Here is a 17,694-nt window from a genome sequence, read left to right on the forward strand (position 1 = left end):
ATTAAAGCTCATGATTGAAGTTAATAAACGGCTTCACTCGTCACCATATCAGCCAATAAGCGATGCGACTCTTATGTTTATCAAATTGTTCTATACCCTACGTACTTACGGCGTGCCTGTCAGTACGCGCGAGCTACTTGATCTAAATGCTGCGTTAGATCAAGGGCTGATGATGCAGCCACATTCTGAAAACCCAGAACTGTCTACCTTTGCCAGCCGCGAAGACATGTATAGGCTGATTCGACTTTGCATGGTTAAAGATGAGCGCCATTTTGATAAGTTTGATCGCGCCATGGCAGATTATTTTGAAGGGGTCGATAGCCTTGATATGGATGAGCTATTGGCTAAGCTGACTGATATCCCTAAAGAATGGCTAGATCTCAAGCTCGACCCAAAAAATCTGACCGAAGAGCAGCGGCGCTTGCTGAAAAAATACGGCTCATTAGAGGAATTGATGAAAGCGCTCGAAGAGCGTCTTAAAGAGCAAAAAGAGCGTCATCAAGGTGGTAGTAAATGGGTCGGCACTGGCGGCACCTCACCATTTGGGGCTTATGGTGATCATCCAGAAGGGGTTCGCGTTGGTGGAGAATCGCGTAAGCGTAGCGCCGCTAAAGTCTGGGAGCAGCGTAAATATCGCAATCTTGATGATGATAGTCAGCTTGGTACGCGCCAAATTCAGATGGCACTGCGGAATTTACGCCAGTTTGCGCGTACCGGTAGCGCCGATGAGCTAGACATTCATGAGACTATTAAGCGCACCGCAAAAAAAGGCGTGCTCGATATTCATATGCAAGCTGAGCGTCGCAACCGCGTCAAAGTGCTGATGCTATTTGATGTTGGTGGCAGTATGGATATCCATGTGGAAGCTTTAGAAAAACTGTTTTCTGCCGCTAGAAATGAATTTAAAACCTTAGAGTTTTTTTATTTCCATAACTGTTTGTACGACTATGTTTGGAAGGACAACGAGCGTCGCCATAGTGCACCGATGCCTACCTTTGAGCTACTGAACAAGTATGGTAGAGAATATCGGGTAATATTCGTTGGAGATGCGTCGATGTCGCCGTATGAGCTGATGACGGTCGGCGGTAGTGTCGAATATATGAATAATGAGGCGGGTATCGTATGGCTCAAGCGGGTATTGGCGCATTTTGATAAAGTCGCTTGGCTCAATCCTGAGAATCCTGCGTATTGGAATTATACGCAAACCATCGTTGAGATTAAAAAACTCTTCGACAATAAAATGTATCCGATGACCTTGCATGGGGTAGAGGAGATGACCAATTATCTGGCGCGCTAATTGATAACTGTAAGAATCATTTGCTTTATTTATTATTGAAACACTCATAAAAATAGCCGCTGTAAAATATAGCGGCTATTTTTTGTTCTTACTCTTTCTTCTCTAATTCTTTGTTTCTGTCAGCCCAATCATTACACCCATCTCTTTTTTATCCTGCTTGTCGATGATCGGTGCATAGAGTGCTGAAGCAATACCACCATCTAAAAATAATGCATTTGGACAGTTTAATTCATCTTTAAACAGCGCAGCAAATTGATAAAAGCTTACCGGAGCTTCACTATTAACAAATTGTATACTGCCATCACTGCAAACACCGGCACCATTACGCAGCTTAAGCGAGGTACTGTCAGGATTGAACTGTGGGTGAATCTCATTATTAATGACCAACATAGGACCTGATTGCGTCGCATACCAAGGTTGTGCGCTGCCACTTTTGAGCTGCTCATTTAAAGCGTTGCTTTCAGTAATTTGCACCTCGCCACACTTATCCCACCACATCACGCCATTGGGCAATAGATGGAAGTTACCGCCGCCTTCGTTAAGGTTTAACGCGCGCAGCTCTTTACCTTCGATAACGGTATAGCCAATCGGGGCATAATTTTCATTATACATGCCTGCATTCATGGCAAAATTCAGCGTTTGGTTAGAGGGCAGTGACGCTAATAAAGTATCGAAAGTTAGCAGTGGCTGGTTGTTATTAGCACTGCTATCCGCTTGCTGCCAAAACAGCTGTAATGAATAGCGTGGGTCTGATAACGTCTGCGCTTCGATACGACAAACGCTATAAGCAAGGGGCATTTTTTGCGACTGACATGACCAGTTCTCGCTATCATTGCTTATCGCGTCATTGTTTACATCGTCTATTGGCTGACAGGCGCTGATGCTTAATGCAACGAGCGCTGCCGTCAACAGTGAGTAAGATAAATTAAAAATAGAACTTGGCATCGATGACTTATCTTTATGGTAGGGATAAAGTTTATCTGTCTTAAGGATTTAATGACCTTTAATCATCTAGTGATGGAATTTCACGAAAAGTATTATTGACGTTACCAATTAATAAACCACCATCGATAAGATCTACCGAATCATCTGGGTGCAAGTTTGTAGGGGCACTGGTTTCTTTACCTCGATCACGCGAGTCTTTGTTATAAGCAATCAGCGCATCATTATTGGCGAGGAAGCTATCAGGATTTGCCATGACCCACATTTGGTTAAAGACGTCGGCACGGGCATTTTGCTCAAGCAATGCGCCTTGGTCGGCAAAGTAAAAGAACTTCGATAACAGCTTGATTTGGCCATCGTCCAAACGGCGCGCAATATGATAAGGCTGCAACTGGCTTGGATGCTGAAGACCAACCGCGCCCACGATACTGGCAAGTGATTTAAGGGTGTTTTTATGGAAGCTTGCCACGCGCTCAGCTTTACTTGGCACATCGAGCGCTTTTTGACGATATGGATCTTGGGTCGCAACCCCTGTCGGGCAGGTATTGGTATGACATGAGCGCGATTGAATACAACCAACGGCAAACATAAAACCGCGCGCTGAGTTACACCAATCAGCACCTAGCGCAATCATACGCGCAATATCAAAGCCTGAAACGATTTTACCACTGACGCCAATTTTAATCTTGTCGCGGATACCAGCACCAACCAAGGTATTATGAACTAACATAAACCCTTCGACCATTGGCATACCAACGTTGTCCATAAATTCCACGGGCGCTGCGCCTGTACCGCCTTCTGCGCCATCGATCACGATAAAGTCAGGATAGTTATCCGTCTCTATCATAGCTTTCACGATTGCCATAAACTGCCACGGTTGACCGACACACAACTTAAAGCCGACGGGCTTGCCACCTGATAAATCACGCAGCTGCTGCCAAAAAGCAACCAACTCGCGTGGTGTATTAAATGCGCTGTGCGACGAGGGCGAGACGCAATCTTGTCCGAGCGGCACTTCGCGTGTCTCAGCGATTTCGGGGGTGATTTTTTCTGCTGGCAATACGCCGCCTTGACCAGGTTTTGCGCCTTGTGAGAGTTTAATCTCAATCATTTTTACTTGTGGGTCGACCGCTTTTTCGGCAAAGGATTGTGCATCAAAATTACCATTTGCATCACGGCAACCAAAATAACCTGTACCCAGCTCCCAAATCAAATCGCCACCGAACTTACGATGATAAGGGCTAATCGCGCCTTCGCCAGTATCATGAGTAAAGCCGCCCATTTTTGCGCCTTGATTGAGCGCCATAATGGCATTGGCTGATAAACTACCAAAACTCATCGCTGAGATATTAAATACTGACATATCATGCGGCTGCTGACAACGCTCACCGCCGACGATAATACGAAAGTCTTTATTTTCTAAAGGTTGACTGACGGCTGATTGTAAAAACCATTCTTTACCGTGCGCGTATAAATTATCAAGCGTACCAAAAGCATTGGTATCACTGACATTTTTGGCACGTTGATAAACCAGCGCGCGCTGCTGGCGTGAAAACGGCACTTGTTCTTTGTCATTTTCTAATAAATATTGACGAATCTCAGGACGGAAGTCTTCAAGCACATAGCGAATATGACCAGCAACCGGATAGTTTCTTAAGATGGCATGCTTTGATTGTATGACATCATAAATTCCCAAACATACACCCAGCCCGCCAAGAATGATCAGCCACCAATTCATCAATAACAGCCCTGCTATAAACAACAAGGCGGCGGCGGCAAAAGTACTATAGCGCAACATGACGCCGACTAAATAAGGAGAGTCATGTTTGGGTTTTGGATTTAGATTGGTACGAGATTGGGGCATAACGATACTCAACAGTGATACGTAAATAATAAAAACGCGACGGTAAGAAAATAAACCCTCAATAACAAAATAACCATGTCATAAACATGGTTATTGAGTGTGGTTTAAATGCTTAAATTTATCGCGTACATCATACACATATGATATCACTGCGACGGTTTAATTGGGTAACAGAGTGCTAATTTTGCTCTCAGAATGACGGTTTTTAGACGTAAACTGCTTCGATTAATTATCTTAAACGATATTCTGCTGACGCTTTGGCGCAGCAGATAAGAAAATGGCATTCAGTGGCATTAGCGAAAAGGTGCAAAGTATTAAAACTAAGATTGAAACCGACTGTCAGTGTCTGGTGGTAAGGTCTAAATAGTGCCTTGTGAGCGGTGACGGGTGCAGGACATGAGTAGTAAAAAAGCGTCTGCCCGCAACGCGTGACGGACACTACAGTATATTTTCAACCCCCTGCTGTGTAGGTTTGGGGTCTGACACTCGCCCAGTCGGTTCCAAAGAGGCAGTCCATGCACTTATATAAAGCACATAGAAAATTCTAAAACTAACAGTTCAAAAGGTAGTTATTCAACAAGGTCAATTTGCCAGTTATTGGCTTGAATGACAATATTAATCTTGCGTAGTTTCATTGCAATGTCATCGGCTTGCTTTTGTAAGTCTGCAACCGAAACCATAACACGCCATTTAATCTCGCGAGGGCTATAACGGTCAACCTCGCTGCCCGTAGCTTCAATGGTCTCCATTAATAATTTATGACGCATTTCTAATGTATCACGCTCGACCAATAGCGTCAGCATCGACTGACCCTTATCGGTCATTGCAATGGCATTGGTACGGTGAATACGTTCAATGAGAATGGATAATTCGGTAATAATTTGGCTGGCTTCAATCATCAGCGCGTTTGGGTCTTCGTTTGGGGTATCGCCTTCTTGGACTTTGACGTTGCTACGAATACGCCCTTTAATTTGGGCGAGCTTCTTTTGCATATCGCTACGGATGAGTAGGGCTTCGGCGAGTTTCATTATTTACTCCAATATTTTTATTATTATTAATATTTACGTTAAAGTTTAACGCTTCTCATCCTTTAACACAAATTACCTGCCACAGCGTATACACCACTTCTACCAAATCACTTTACGCTGTCATCACATTACAAGTATCTTTATACGCCAATGAAAAACAATAAATTCAATCGTCTTTTTTAACCACCACTGCCAATCTTTTCAGCCAATGCCTGCAACTTAGGCACAATCACCGCTGCGTAGTCGTCGCTTTGCCAGTTAGCGCTTGGCACACTGGCATTAAGCGAATAAGCATACTGCCCAGTGGCAACATCATATACCCCAACGGCTACTGCCAATATATCCGTAGAAAAATCACCATCTGATACCGTATAGCCATGCAATCTATAATGCTCTGCAGCGTCAGATAGAGCAGACTGCGCATGGTTATAATCTTCTGTAGATAAGTGCTCTTGTAAGTTATTACGAATTGAAGCCTGTCTCGCTGGCGAGCTAGCTGCATAAAAGGCACGCCCAATAGCGGTAAGGGCGACGGGCACTGCTGAGCCAACTTGCAAATTTACCGATAAGCGAGCAGGGCTACGACAGCAAGCGTGATAGCGCATTTCTCCTTCGACCTCGGTGGCTAAGTTTACCGACACCTCATTGCTGCTGGCAAACTGACGTAATAGTGGCTCAGCTGCCGCGACCATATCATGACGACTCCATGCAGTCGCGCTGAGTCGCACCGCGCTACTGCCCAATTGATACTGTCCGTGCTCGGTTACGCGTAAAAAACCAAGTGTCATCAAAGTATGAATAAGCCGAGTGATAGTCGCTTTTGGCAAATTAGTCATTTGACACAATTGCTGATGACTAAGCTGCTGATGCTGCTCAAACGCCGCTAACAAAGTCAGTCCACGGCCTAAGGCAGTCACAAACTGTCTATCGTTATCTTCCTTACTTTGTGCAAGGACTTTATTGATTCGACCCAGTAATGGGAGAGCCGCTGATACGTTTTTTGTCATTTTGCACTCATTTTCTTTGATAAAGGTTTACAGCGCCGTAAAACTTTGCTTAAATAGATTTAACTTATGAAACTAAGTTTCACACAGCGGAATTAGCAAGTCAATACCTTATGAAGTAAATTTACTCATTAATCACTACTCGTCGGTCAGGATGACTGACATCAAGGAGATCCACATGGCAACATCTACGCGTCCAAGTTTTGACTGGGAAGATTCTTTTTTATTGCGCGATCAGTTGACGGATGAAGAGCGCATGGTAACCGATAGCGCTCGTCAGTTTTTTCAAAACGAGCTCATGCCTGGCATTATTGAAGCGAATCGTAACGAGAAATTTGACCGTAATATCATGCGTCAGATGGGTGAGATGGGTTTGCTTGGCGTCACGATTGAAGGTTATGGCTGTGCCGGTTTATCTAGTGTCGCTTACGGTCTGATTGCCAAGGAAGTTGAAGCGGTTGACTCAGGTTATCGTTCAGCGATGAGTGTGCAATCAAGCTTGGTCATGCATCCTATCTGGGCGTACGGTACTGAAGAGCAACGAGAGAGATATCTGCCAAAGCTTGCTACTGGCGAATATGTGGGCTGTTTTGGTCTGACAGAACCAGATTCAGGGTCAGATCCAGCCTCAATGTCGACACGTGCGCGTGCGGTTGACGGCGGTTATGAGCTGACGGGTAATAAGATGTGGATTACCAACAGTCCTATCGCAGATGTGTTTGTCGTTTGGGCAAAAGACGATGCCGATGAGATTCGAGGTTTTATTTTAGACAAAGGCATGAAAGGTTTGTCAGCGCCGAAGATTGAAGGTAAATTTTCACTGCGTGCTTCAGTCACGGGTGAGATTGTGATGGACAAAGTGTTTGTACCTGAAGCCAATGCTTTCCCAGATATCCGTGGACTCAAAGGGCCGTTTGGTTGCTTAAATAAAGCCCGTTATGGTATCGCATGGGGTGCAATGGGGGCGGCTGAATTCTGCTGGAAAGCTGCCCGTCAGTATACGCTAGACCGTAAGCAATTTGGTCGTCCACTAGCTGCAACGCAATTGGTACAGCTGAAACTTGCCAATATGCAAACAGAAATCACTTTGGGTCTGCAAGCGGCGCTACGCGTTGGTCGTCTGATGGATGCAGATAATGCAGCACCTGAGATGATTTCACTTATTAAGCGTAATAACTGCGGTAAAGCGCTTGATATCGCGCGTATTGCTCGTGATATGCATGGCGGCAACGGTATCTCTGATGAGTTCCACATTATCCGTCATGTGATGAACCTAGAGGCAGTAAACACCTATGAAGGGACGCATGACATTCATGCGCTCATCTTAGGTCGTGCGCAGACAGGGATTCAAGCGTTTTATTAATTAATGGTTGTTAGGTAATAAGTATTGGCTAGTTTTTAGACCATTAACGTACGTTACTGTTTGGCTTTTTCATAAGCTGTTATAAACAGGAACGTACGTTTCTGAGTTTTTGTTAATTATTTTTATCCATCGTTGTTATGCATCATTTATTTAGCAGTGCCTGTTCTTAAAAGGTATTAAGGTATTGAAGAAAAGACAGTAAAAGCTAAAAGCTAAAAGCTAAAAGCTAAATGATACATAGCAATTTTTTATCAAATTTTTATAAAAGAATAAGTGACATAATAAGGGAAGATTATGACTGATATGGCAAAAGGCGCATTACACGGTATTAAGGTGCTCGATTTATCGAGAGTATTGGCCGGTCCTTCTTGTACACAAGTGCTTGCAGATTTGGGCGCTGAAGTCATTAAGGTTGAGCGTCCACATATCGGTGATGAAACGCGTCATTGGGCACCGCCAAAATTCAGCGATGACACCTCCGCTTATTACGCCACCATTAACCGCAATAAAAAATCCCTTACTGTCGATATCACTACCCCTGCAGGGCAAACCATTATCAAGCAACTTATCGCTAGGAGCGATATTGTGGTTGAGAACTTTAAGGTTGGTGGTCTTAAGAAGTACGGCTTAGATTATGACAGTCTGAAACAAGAAAATCCGCGCCTGATTTATGCCTCATTGACGGGCTTTGGTCAGACAGGACCAGATGCCAAGCGTCCCGGTTATGACTATATTATTCAGGGTTTATCAGGCTTGATGAGTATTACGGGTCCGAGTGATGGCGAACCGCATAAGGTTGGCGTGGCAGTGGTCGATTTGTTTGCAGGTTTGCAGCTGACCATTGGTATTCAAGCGGCATTATTAGCGCGTCAAAATACTGGTCTTGGGCAGCATGTCGATGTGGCATTGCTTGATAGCGCGCTTGCGATGTTAGCTAACGTCGGTATGAATTATTTGGCATCCGACAAAGTCCCGCCAAGACTGGGTAATCAACATCCCAATATCGTGCCTTATCAAGTATTTGCAGCAGCAGGAGAAGAGCACTTTATTTTAGCTTGTGGTAATGACAGTCAGTTCGCCAAGCTTTGTAATATGTTGGGCGTTGATTGGCATAGCGACAGCCGTTTTGCGACCAATCCACAACGCGTTGCCAATCGTGAGCTACTTTGTGATGAATTGACTAAGCAATTTGCCGAGCAACCTCGTACTTATTGGTTAGAGGTGTTGGATAAAGCGGGTATTCCATGTGGGGCGATTCACAACATCGCTGAGGCGTTAGCTATGCCACAAGCGCTGGCACGTGAGATGGTGGTTGATTTTGCCGCACAAGGCAGTCCGGTAAGAGCACTTGGTAGTCCGATAAAATTATCCGCCTCACCGGTCACTTACCGGTCACCGCCACCGCGACTCAGCGAGCATACCGATAGCACGCTTACTGATTTAGGCTATGACAGCGAGATGATAGCCAAGCTTAAAGCGGATGGGATTGTTTAATTCATAAATATAAGCAGTATGAGACGTATCAGTGTTTGCAATATTAAGTACTGAAAATAAAATCTAGCACATGGAAGTTCTCGAACAAAACAATGTTAAATAATCAGTGTTAAACAAAGGAATATTAAACATGAAAATATACAGCCACGAAAACCTAAGCCTACATAGACCGCTGCCTTATTTTTCTTATGGCAAGATGCACGAGCCGCTTGAGATACCGGGACGCATGGTTGAGTTGCTAAAAGCACCAGTGGCACTCGGCTTAGAAGTAACCATTGCTACCGATGTCGGAGTCGGACCAATATTAGCGGTTCATGACTTCGGTTATGTGGAGTTTCTCAAACATGGCTATGATGAATGGATGGCGCTCGAGGAAGATTTAGGCGCGCAGGTACAGACGGGGATTTTTGTGCCGTATGATAATCCTGGCATTGGTATCATGGCAAAGGCAGCGAAGTATCAGGCAGACTATAGCGCGCCTATCAGTGAGCATTCTTGGACCTCTATCTATTGGTCTGCACAAACAGCACTAAATGCTGCTGAAGCTTTATTAAATGAAGAGGCATCAAACGCTAAGTGGACTCAAAATAATATCCAGCTTTGCTTTTCACGCCCTCCTGGTCGCCATTCACGTAAGAGCGCAGCGGGCGGATTTTGCTATCTTAATAATGCCGCCATTATCGCTGAGCATCTGCGTTAGAAATACGCAAAAATCGCCATTATAGATACGGATATGCATCATGGACAGGGTATCCAAGAGATATTTTACGAGCGCAAAGATGTGCTGTATACCTCTGTACATAATGACCCCGTTAACTTTTATCCAGCGGTGACTGGGCATGCGTTTGAAAGGGGCACGGGTGAGGGCGAGGGTTATAACGTTAACTTCTCGATGTCGCATGGTACCAATGAAGCGGGATTCTTTGAATATGTTGATAAATCCATCGAGGCGATAACGCTATTTGACCCCGACGTCATCGTTCATGTCTTGGGCTTTGATGTCTATAAAGACGATCCAGAAGCCAGATGTGCTGTGAATACAGAAGGTTTTAAAGTATTGGCGCAAAAGTTGACCGCGTTAAATAAGCCATTGATTGTCTTGGTCGAAGGCAGCTATTACTTAGAAAAGCTCAATGACAATTTGCAAGCATTTTTATCAGGGCTTATCTCTGAAGATTAATAATTAGCCTCAGAATAACGGAAATTATTGGAAATAAACAAAGCACTAGCAGCGTTTAGACTTTATTTATTAGCAATAAAACCTAAACGCTTTTCAATTTGCTCAGCCAACTCAATCAGCACGGCACTAACTTCAGCGTATTTTGCCTCATATTCTGCTTGCAAAAAACTCACTGCCATACCGGCAACTGCAATGCCTGAAGCATTGCGTATATAAGTACCTAAGCAATACATACCTTCACGCAGTTGCCCATCGTCCAGTGAAATACGGCTGTCTTGAATAGCGGTTAGCTCGTTGGATAAATCGGTAAAGTTATCGACACCGTACTGAGTAATTGGCGTAGGGAAACCGCTAGCATAAATGGATTTTATACTGTCCATAGATAAGGTTGAGAGCATGGCTTTACCTGTAGCAGAGAATACCGCTGGTACGCGTACACCAGCGCGGAAGGTAAAACCGAGTGGAGCCGGCGCTTCATGACAGGCCAAAAACACCACTTCACCTAAATCTAGTTTAGATAAAGTGACGGTATGCTGCAAAAGGGTTGGGTACTGGACAATAAGGTCTTTAAATAACTGGATAACGCCTTGTTGCTGCTCATATTTGCCTGCCCAGTACATCAGGTATGAACCTAAATAAAAGCGGTTGTCAGTATCTTTATAAATGACATGCTTGGTAAGTAAGCTCTGCAAAATATTATGGGTTGAGCTACGAGGCAAGTCGAGCTCTTTGGCAATATGAGCCGCTGTTAAAGGCTGTGCACTATCGGTAATCAAATCTAAAATCTGAAAGGTTTTGTCCAAGGCAGGAACGGCAGTGGTGCTCATAAGGAACCTATAAAAGTCGGTGAAATTAAAAAGGTATCAAAATTAAGCGATAAATTAGCACAAAGTTGATAATAGGGGTTGCAAATATACATCCATCGTTCTTATAATGATGTCTCATATATAGAATATATGTTCAGTATATTGAACAATTAACAAGTTATCAATAACTATTTGATCCATTACCTTTTATTCATTTATCGCTATAAACCTAAAACTTCTATTTGCACAACAACATTGACAAGGAGTGTCAACATGTCACAACTGCCACATACGTTACCGCTAGCAAACCCAGAATTACTAAAACAGCAGTGCTTCATCAAAGATGGCTGGCATGTCGCTAGTGACGAGTCGACGCTTGAGGTCAGCAATCCTTTTAGCGGTGAACTTATCGGTACCGTGCCAAGTTTAACAACTGATGATATCAATGATGCGGTTGCTGCTTCCCATGAAGCGCAAATCACTTGGGCAGCAAAAACGCCAAAAGAACGTGCTGAACTGCTACAAAAGTGGGCAGACCTTATTGATGCCAATAAAGAAGATTTGGCTATCATCATGACCGCCGAGCAAGGCAAACCTTTAACCGAATCACGTGGTGAAGTTGGTTATGCCAATAGCTTTATCCGCTGGTTTGCCGAAGAAGGCAAGCGCATCTACGGTGATGTTATTCCTGCCAACCAATCACAGCTGCGTCATGTTATCTTAAAACAGCCTGTTGGTGTCTGCGCGGCGATTACGCCTTGGAATTTTCCAGCAGCGATGATTACCCGTAAAGCTGCTCCTGCATTAGCGGCAGGCTGTACCATGATTATCAAACCTGCGACTGAAACGCCGTTTTCTGCATTGGCACTTGTTGCATTGGCTGAGCAAGCCGGTATTCCAGCAGGTGTTATCCAAGTAGTGACGGGTAAGTCCTCAACCATCGGCGATATCCTAACGGGCGACGCGCGCATTCATAAGCTGTCATTCACAGGCTCTACCGAAGTCGGTCGTACCTTGATGGCGCAGTGCGCTCCAACCATCAAAAAACTGTCATTAGAGCTTGGCGGCAATGCGCCATTTATCGTCTTTGATGATGCTGATCTAGAAAAAGCTGCTGAAGGTTTGATTGCCTCTAAATATCGTAACGCCGGTCAAACCTGTGTCTGTGCCAATCGTGTCTATGTACAAGACAGTATTAAAGACAAGTTCCTAGATATATTCGTGCAAAAAGTCGCTGAGCTAACGGTCGGTAATGGTATGGACGAAGGTGTGGATATTGGTCCGTTAATTAATAAAAAAGCGTTAGAGAAAGTTCAAGCCTTGCTAAAAGATGCCTTAGATAAAGGTGCAACGCTTATCACTGGTGGCAGCACCAACGGCGCCTCAGAGCTGACCTATAATCCAACCATCATCAGTGATATCACTAGTGATATGGATATCGCTTCTGAGGAAATCTTTGGTCCTATCGCTACCATCTTTACTTTTAAAGATGAGGCAGACGTTATTCGTCAGGCTAACGATACGATTTATGGCTTGGCTGCTTACTTCTATAGCGGCAGTTATGCGCGCTCATGGCGTATGACCGAAGGGCTTGAGTACGGCATCATCGGCCATAATACCGGTTTGATTTCTACTGAAGTTGCGCCATTTGGCGGCGTTAAGCAATCTGGCTTTGGTCGTGAAGGCTCAAAATATGGCATCGAAGAATATGTCGTGACCAAGTACTGGTGCTCTGATGTCAGCTAAGATCTAATTCATATTTTAAATTTTTATATAGATAGCATTTTTAATAGTCACACGGCATGAAACGGGATTCATAGTACTGAAGTACACAATATGAATCCCAGATAACACTAGACCTTACCCTATAAGCTGCCATAACTTCACTGGCATCTACGTAAAATAAAGAAAAGGATATTCTTATGACCACCAATCAATCATTACTTGCACGCCGCAAAGCCGTCCTACCAACAGGTCTAGGCGTAGCGTTCCCTATCTTTGCAGAAAAAGCCAAAAACTCAGAAGTGTGGGATATTGAAGGCAATCGTTATATCGATTTCGTCGGTGGTATCTCAGTACTAAATACTGGTCACAGCCATCCAAAAATCACTCAGCGTGTACATGAGCAGCTAGACAAGTTTACCCATACTGCCGCGCAAATGATTAACTATGAATGCTATGTTGAGCTTGCTGAAAAGCTTTGCCAAAAAGCCCCTATCAGCGGTGATACCAAAGCCTTCTTTTTGACCACTGGTGCAGAAGCAGTTGAAAACTGTATCAAAATTGCTCGTGCAAAAACCCGTCGTCCAGGCGTGATTTCTTTCGTCGGTGGTTGGCATGGTCGCACGCTTATGTGCATGAGCCTGACGGGTAAAGTATTGCCTTACAAAAAGAACTTTGGTCCGATGCCAGGTCCTGTATTCCATGCGCTATTCCCAGCTGAAGAGCTAAATGTCACTGAAGCACAAGCATTGCATAGCCTTGAGATGATTTTCCAAGCGGATATCGACCCAAGCGAAGTGGCGGCGATGATTATCGAGCCAGTACAAGGCGAGGGCGGTTTCCATCAAGTTACCCCTTCATTTGCTAAGTCTCTACGCGATATCTGTGATGAGCATGGCATTGTACTGATTTTTGATGAAGTACAGTGTGGTTTTGCCCGTACGGGTACGTTGTTTGCGTCTGAGCAATTGGGTGTTGAGCCGGATCTAATGACCAGTGCCAAGAGTTTGGCGGGTGGTTATCCTATCTCTGCCGTGATCGGTCGCGCGGATATTATGGATGCGCCGCAAGTCGGTGGGTTGGGTGGTACTTATGCTGGTAACCCACTGGCTTGTGTGGCAGCTTTAGCCGTCATGGAAGTTATCGAAGAAGAAAACCTACTTGAGCGCAGTATTGAGATTGGCGACAAAATTGAAGCTTTCTTAAAGGATTTAAACTTAAGCAGCATCGGTCATATTCGACATAAAGGCGCCATGCTAGCGTTTGAGCTAATCGATAGCGAAGGCAAGCCGGATGTTGAAGCAACAGCTAATTTAAAAGCCAAAGCCTTTGAACAAGGATTGCTGCTTGCGTCTTGCGGTATGTATGGTAACGCTATTCGTGTGATGGTGCCTTTAACGGTCGAAGATGAAGTGCTACAAGAAGGCTTAGATATCATCAAAGGTATTTTGACCGCTTAAAAGCATGACGATTTAAGATAATAAATGTTTGAGGTTAGGATTTTTAAGTCCTGCTTTGAGTGGTGGTTTTACAGCGGCGCCTTGCAAATCAAGACGCCGTTGTTGTCTCTGCTATCGAGATATAAAAATACAATCAAGCTTCTCTACCGAGAAGTATGGAAAGATAAAAATGAGGGCCAATGCCCTGTTAAATACAAAATAGTGTCACTCTAAGTGTAATAAGCAAGAGGGTCACAAGGATGAAACACGGACAAGGAGTAAGTTATGTCTGAATTAAAAAAATCGTTAGGGACGCTGGATGTTATCGCCTTAGCATTTGGTGCGATGGTAGGTTGGGGCTGGGTCGTCTTAGCTGGGGGCTGGATTTTATCCGCTGGTACGTGGGGCGCGATGCTCGCGTTCTTCATAGGCGGACTGGCAGTGATACTGATTGGGGTGACTTATGCAGAGCTTGCGGCATCGATGCCAGTCACTGGTGGTGAGCATACTTATACGCATCGCGCATTAGGGGTCAATGTCTCCTTTATCTGCTCATGGAGTATTCTATTTGGTTACTTTTCAGTGGTTGCATTTGAGGCAGTTGCCTTGCCGACAGTCGTAGAATATTTTATCCCTAATTATAACCAAGGCTATCTCTGGACCATCGCTGGCTGGGATGTCTATGCTACTTGGGTCGGGGTTGGTATGCTAGGCTCCGTCATTGTGACTTGGCTCAATATCCGCGGTATGGAGGTCAGTGCATGGTTCCAAAAGACCGCGGTATTGGGTATTTTATTTGTTGGGACGTTACTGTTTGTCGGTGCGGTACTGTTTAATCCTGAAGGCTCAAACTCAGTACAAGCGCCAGCATTTATCGGCGGTATCGGCGGTATAATGGCGGTTATTGTCATGGTGCCCTTTATGTTTGTCGGCTTTGACGTTATCCCGCAGGCAGCAGAAGAGATTGATTTAACGCGCCCCAATATCGGCAAGTTTTTGATTATCTCGATTATCGTTGCGGTGATGTGGTATGTGGGTATCGCTTGGAGTGTGGGTACGACATTGCCACTGGTACAAGCAGAGAGCTCAACTCTCGCCACTGCTGATGCCATGACCAATGCGTGGCAAGGCAAATGGGCAGGTATTTTATTAGTCATTGGCGGTGTGCTTGGTATTTTATCCAGCTGGAACGCCTTTTTAATCGGTGGTAGTCGTCTGCTGTATGCGATGTCCAGAGCGCATATGTTGCCAGCCTTTTTAGGTAAATTGCACCCAAAATATAAAACACCATCAAATGCTATTTTATTAATCGGTGGTTTGGCAACGCTTGCGCCATTATTTGGCCGCAAAATGTTGGTTTGGATTGTCGATGCCGGTGGTTTTGGTATCGTTATCGCTTACACCTGTGTTGCTATCTCATTCTTAGTACTGCGCTACCGTGAGCCTGATATGGTTCGTCCGTTCAGAATACCAGCAGGTAAACTGGTCGGTATGGTGACGATTGTGCTAAGTTTTGGTTTATTGATGCTATATATGCCAGGTATGCCATCTGCATTGACCGCTGTTGAATGGTGGATTTTCTTTGGTTGGACTGTCTTAGGTATCGTGTTATATAGCTATGCAAGAATAAAATATCCTGGTATTAGTGAAGCGATTATGGCAGAAGAGCTACGCGAATTAAAAATTGTCAATCAGCTATGGTTAAAGGACAATCCGCCTAAATAAAAGAAAAGTATTACCGTTAAAACAAGCCTAGCGTTAAATGTTAGGCTTGTTTTGTGCATTAATAGAATCTATTTAATGATTCGCAAATTCACTAAAAATATATTCAGCTTGAAATAAAATAAGTACAAATATTCTAACGCGCTACTGGTATAAATTTTCCTTGCTTGCTGTGCGCTTTGCACGCCAGAGGCTTCGTAAAGTTTATACTAGTAGCACTGCGTTTATTTTATAGTGGATTTACTATGATTGGCCAGATTAGTATCTTACAAACGCTCATTATCCAATATGTCACTTTTCAAAGAATCTTTATCTAAAGACTACTTATCCAATGCTTCAGTATCCAGTTTTTTATCTTTTAAAATTATACTATGTTTATTTTCCACCACTTCATTGCCAGGTTTCATAGCACGATTATTATGCTCAATTGCTCTATTCTTTTTGAGATTAACGGCTGTTGCAGGCTCTGTAGTGACCAAGCGCTCAGAGAGTTTATCAAAAGGTTTTAGCGTCGGTTTCAGACTCTTTTTAATTCTTTTAACTGCTGCTGCATCTGCCTGCGCTTGTTCTTCTGCAAGCGACTGGTCATATAGACCTCGATACACGGCGAGAGTTTCGTCAATCATTTCACGCATGGTGAATTTATTGGTCATCTCAGGGCGCGTGACACTCTCTAGCTGGTTGCGTACCGCTTTACATAACGCTTTAGCATTATATTTTTTCACCAATCCTTGCGGATAGAGTGGCTGTAAAATCTCGCTAAAGGCCGCTTGATCCCAGCCAATCACTGGCGTACCTAAATGAATGGCTTGTAGCGCATTGATACCGATCGATTCAGGCTCATTGGCAAGCGCCATGACGATATTAGCAGCTGACAGCCATTCGCGCATGTCATTACGTTTGCTACCGACATAGGTGATATGCTCAGAAAGCCCAAGCGTATTGCTACGTTGGCGGAAGTCTTCATGCGCCACATCACCCTCGCGGTAATCTTCATCCATAATAATGACATGGATATTGGGAAATTGTCCTTGTAGATTACCCAAAATATCAATCAGCCATTCTTGCCCATATTCATTGCCGATGATGGTCGGAAAAACCAGCCATTTTTTATGTTCAAGCTCAGGATATTCGGCAAACGTATGCCGCAACCAATAAACAGAAGGGTTATGCCGATACGGATAACGGCGGGTATCGACACCGCGGTAAATGCGTTTAATGACTTTGGGTTCTAGCTCCTCACGGCGCAGGCCTTTTTTTAGATAATTGGTGACGCTATCAGAGACCGTGATGATGGTATCGACATCGAGTAGCGCTTGCGAGTATTTATTAATGGGATAAAAGCCATACATGGTCGAGACCAGTTTTGGTCGACGCTTGACGCGCGCTCGGCGCAGTGCTAAATGTAGTACCCATGCAGGTGTGCGCGAATGCACATGAATGACATCAGGGTCATATTTTTCAATCAGGCGACGCAGCGGCGCAACTTGTAGCAGTGACAGCCAAGATTTCTTATTCATATAAAGCTGATGGTAAATATTGCCGTCACGCTTTAGGCGTTTGACCAAGTCGTTTTCTTCATCAGCGCTGGAGATAATGATAGAAGTATGCTCGTTTTTAACCAAAGCGCGTCCCAGATGAAAAATACCGCGCTCGGATTCATCATGCTTTAAAGACGACAGTAAGCGCATAACTTTCATAATAGCGTTGGTCACCGAATAAGATATCAAGCTGCTATTGTCAGTTAAAAGTGCTGAAAACTCAACCACCAACATAAAAAGATAAGGTCAAATTTGCCATGCTTTTTTTAGCTAAAAGCAATCATTTAATGAC

At 44.2% G+C, this 17,694-nt stretch carries 12 protein-coding genes and 1 pseudogene; 7 read left to right on the forward strand and 6 right to left on the reverse strand.

All coding sequences use genetic code 11. From position 1 onward, the window contains the following. Positions 1-73: 73 nt before the first annotated feature. A complete protein-coding gene (locus tag JMX13_RS01670) occupies positions 74-1,297 on the forward strand; it encodes a vWA domain-containing protein (RefSeq protein WP_201609122.1) in 1,224 nt (407 codons plus the stop codon). Between the two features lie 102 nt (positions 1,298-1,399). Here the strand turns inward: JMX13_RS01670 and JMX13_RS01675 are convergent, their stop codons facing one another. From JMX13_RS01675 to JMX13_RS01690, 4 genes are all read right to left on the reverse strand, one after another. Further along, positions 1,400-2,242 carry a phosphodiester glycosidase family protein gene (locus tag JMX13_RS01675; RefSeq protein ID WP_201609123.1) on the reverse strand — a complete coding sequence of 281 codons (843 nt, stop codon included), beginning with the start codon at positions 2,240-2,242 and terminating at the stop codon, positions 1,400-1,402. A 58-nt stretch (positions 2,243-2,300) separates the two neighbouring features. Then, positions 2,301-4,103 (reverse strand): FMN-binding glutamate synthase family protein, encoded by a 1,803-nt coding sequence (locus JMX13_RS01680; protein WP_201543779.1) that lies wholly within the window; start codon positions 4,101-4,103, stop codon positions 2,301-2,303. A 569-nt stretch (positions 4,104-4,672) separates the two neighbouring features. Next, on the reverse strand, positions 4,673-5,131 hold the full coding sequence (locus JMX13_RS01685; RefSeq protein ID WP_201609124.1) for a DIP1984 family protein: 459 nt from the start codon (positions 5,129-5,131) through the stop codon (positions 4,673-4,675). Positions 5,132-5,310: 179 nt separating this feature from the next. Continuing rightward, positions 5,311-6,138, reverse strand: a complete 828-nt coding sequence (locus JMX13_RS01690; protein ID WP_201609125.1) for an IclR family transcriptional regulator — start codon at positions 6,136-6,138, stop codon at positions 5,311-5,313. A 175-nt stretch (positions 6,139-6,313) separates the two neighbouring features. Here JMX13_RS01690 and JMX13_RS01695 point away from each other — a divergent pair, with 175 nt between their 5' ends. The 3 genes and pseudogenes from JMX13_RS01695 to JMX13_RS01705 all read left to right on the forward strand — a co-directional run bounded on the left by JMX13_RS01695 (position 6,314) and on the right by JMX13_RS01705 (position 10,172). Continuing rightward, positions 6,314-7,498, forward strand: coding sequence for an acyl-CoA dehydrogenase (locus JMX13_RS01695; protein WP_201609126.1), 1,185 nt, complete (start codon positions 6,314-6,316; stop codon positions 7,496-7,498). A gap of 294 nt (positions 7,499-7,792) precedes the next feature. Further along, positions 7,793-8,992: a CaiB/BaiF CoA transferase family protein gene (locus tag JMX13_RS01700; protein WP_201609127.1), complete on the forward strand. Its 1,200-nt coding sequence runs from the start codon at positions 7,793-7,795 to the stop codon at positions 8,990-8,992. A gap of 226 nt (positions 8,993-9,218) precedes the next feature. Then, positions 9,219-10,172: pseudogene (locus JMX13_RS01705) on the forward strand (histone deacetylase family protein). 62 nt (positions 10,173-10,234) lie between these two features. On the opposite strand, the gene JMX13_RS01710 reads toward JMX13_RS01705, so the two are convergent. Continuing rightward, positions 10,235-10,999 carry an IclR family transcriptional regulator gene (locus tag JMX13_RS01710; protein WP_201609128.1) on the reverse strand — a complete coding sequence of 255 codons (765 nt, stop codon included), beginning with the start codon at positions 10,997-10,999 and terminating at the stop codon, positions 10,235-10,237. Between the two features lie 252 nt (positions 11,000-11,251). On the opposite strand from JMX13_RS01710, the gene JMX13_RS01715 reads away from it, so the two are divergent. From JMX13_RS01715 to JMX13_RS01725, 3 genes are all read left to right on the forward strand, one after another. Continuing rightward, complete coding sequence (locus JMX13_RS01715; RefSeq protein WP_201609129.1) at positions 11,252-12,724, forward strand: NAD-dependent succinate-semialdehyde dehydrogenase; 1,473 nt, start codon at positions 11,252-11,254, stop codon at positions 12,722-12,724. Positions 12,725-12,900: 176 nt separating this feature from the next. Then, the gene (gene gabT / locus JMX13_RS01720; RefSeq protein WP_201609131.1) at positions 12,901-14,160 is read left to right on the forward strand and encodes a 4-aminobutyrate--2-oxoglutarate transaminase; all 1,260 of its coding nucleotides are present in this window, start codon (positions 12,901-12,903) and stop codon (positions 14,158-14,160) included. A 264-nt stretch (positions 14,161-14,424) separates the two neighbouring features. Next, complete coding sequence (locus JMX13_RS01725) at positions 14,425-15,864, forward strand: APC family permease (protein ID WP_201609133.1); 1,440 nt, start codon at positions 14,425-14,427, stop codon at positions 15,862-15,864. 317 nt (positions 15,865-16,181) lie between these two features. Here the strand turns inward: JMX13_RS01725 and JMX13_RS01730 are convergent, their stop codons facing one another. Beyond that, on the reverse strand, positions 16,182-17,561 hold the full coding sequence (locus JMX13_RS01730) for a glycosyltransferase (RefSeq protein ID WP_227686169.1): 1,380 nt from the start codon (positions 17,559-17,561) through the stop codon (positions 16,182-16,184). Positions 17,562-17,694: the final 133 nt, after the last annotated feature.

Source organism: Psychrobacter immobilis (assembly GCF_904846285.1).
In the GTDB taxonomy this organism is placed as follows: Bacteria; Pseudomonadota; Gammaproteobacteria; order Pseudomonadales; family Moraxellaceae; genus Psychrobacter; species Psychrobacter immobilis_D.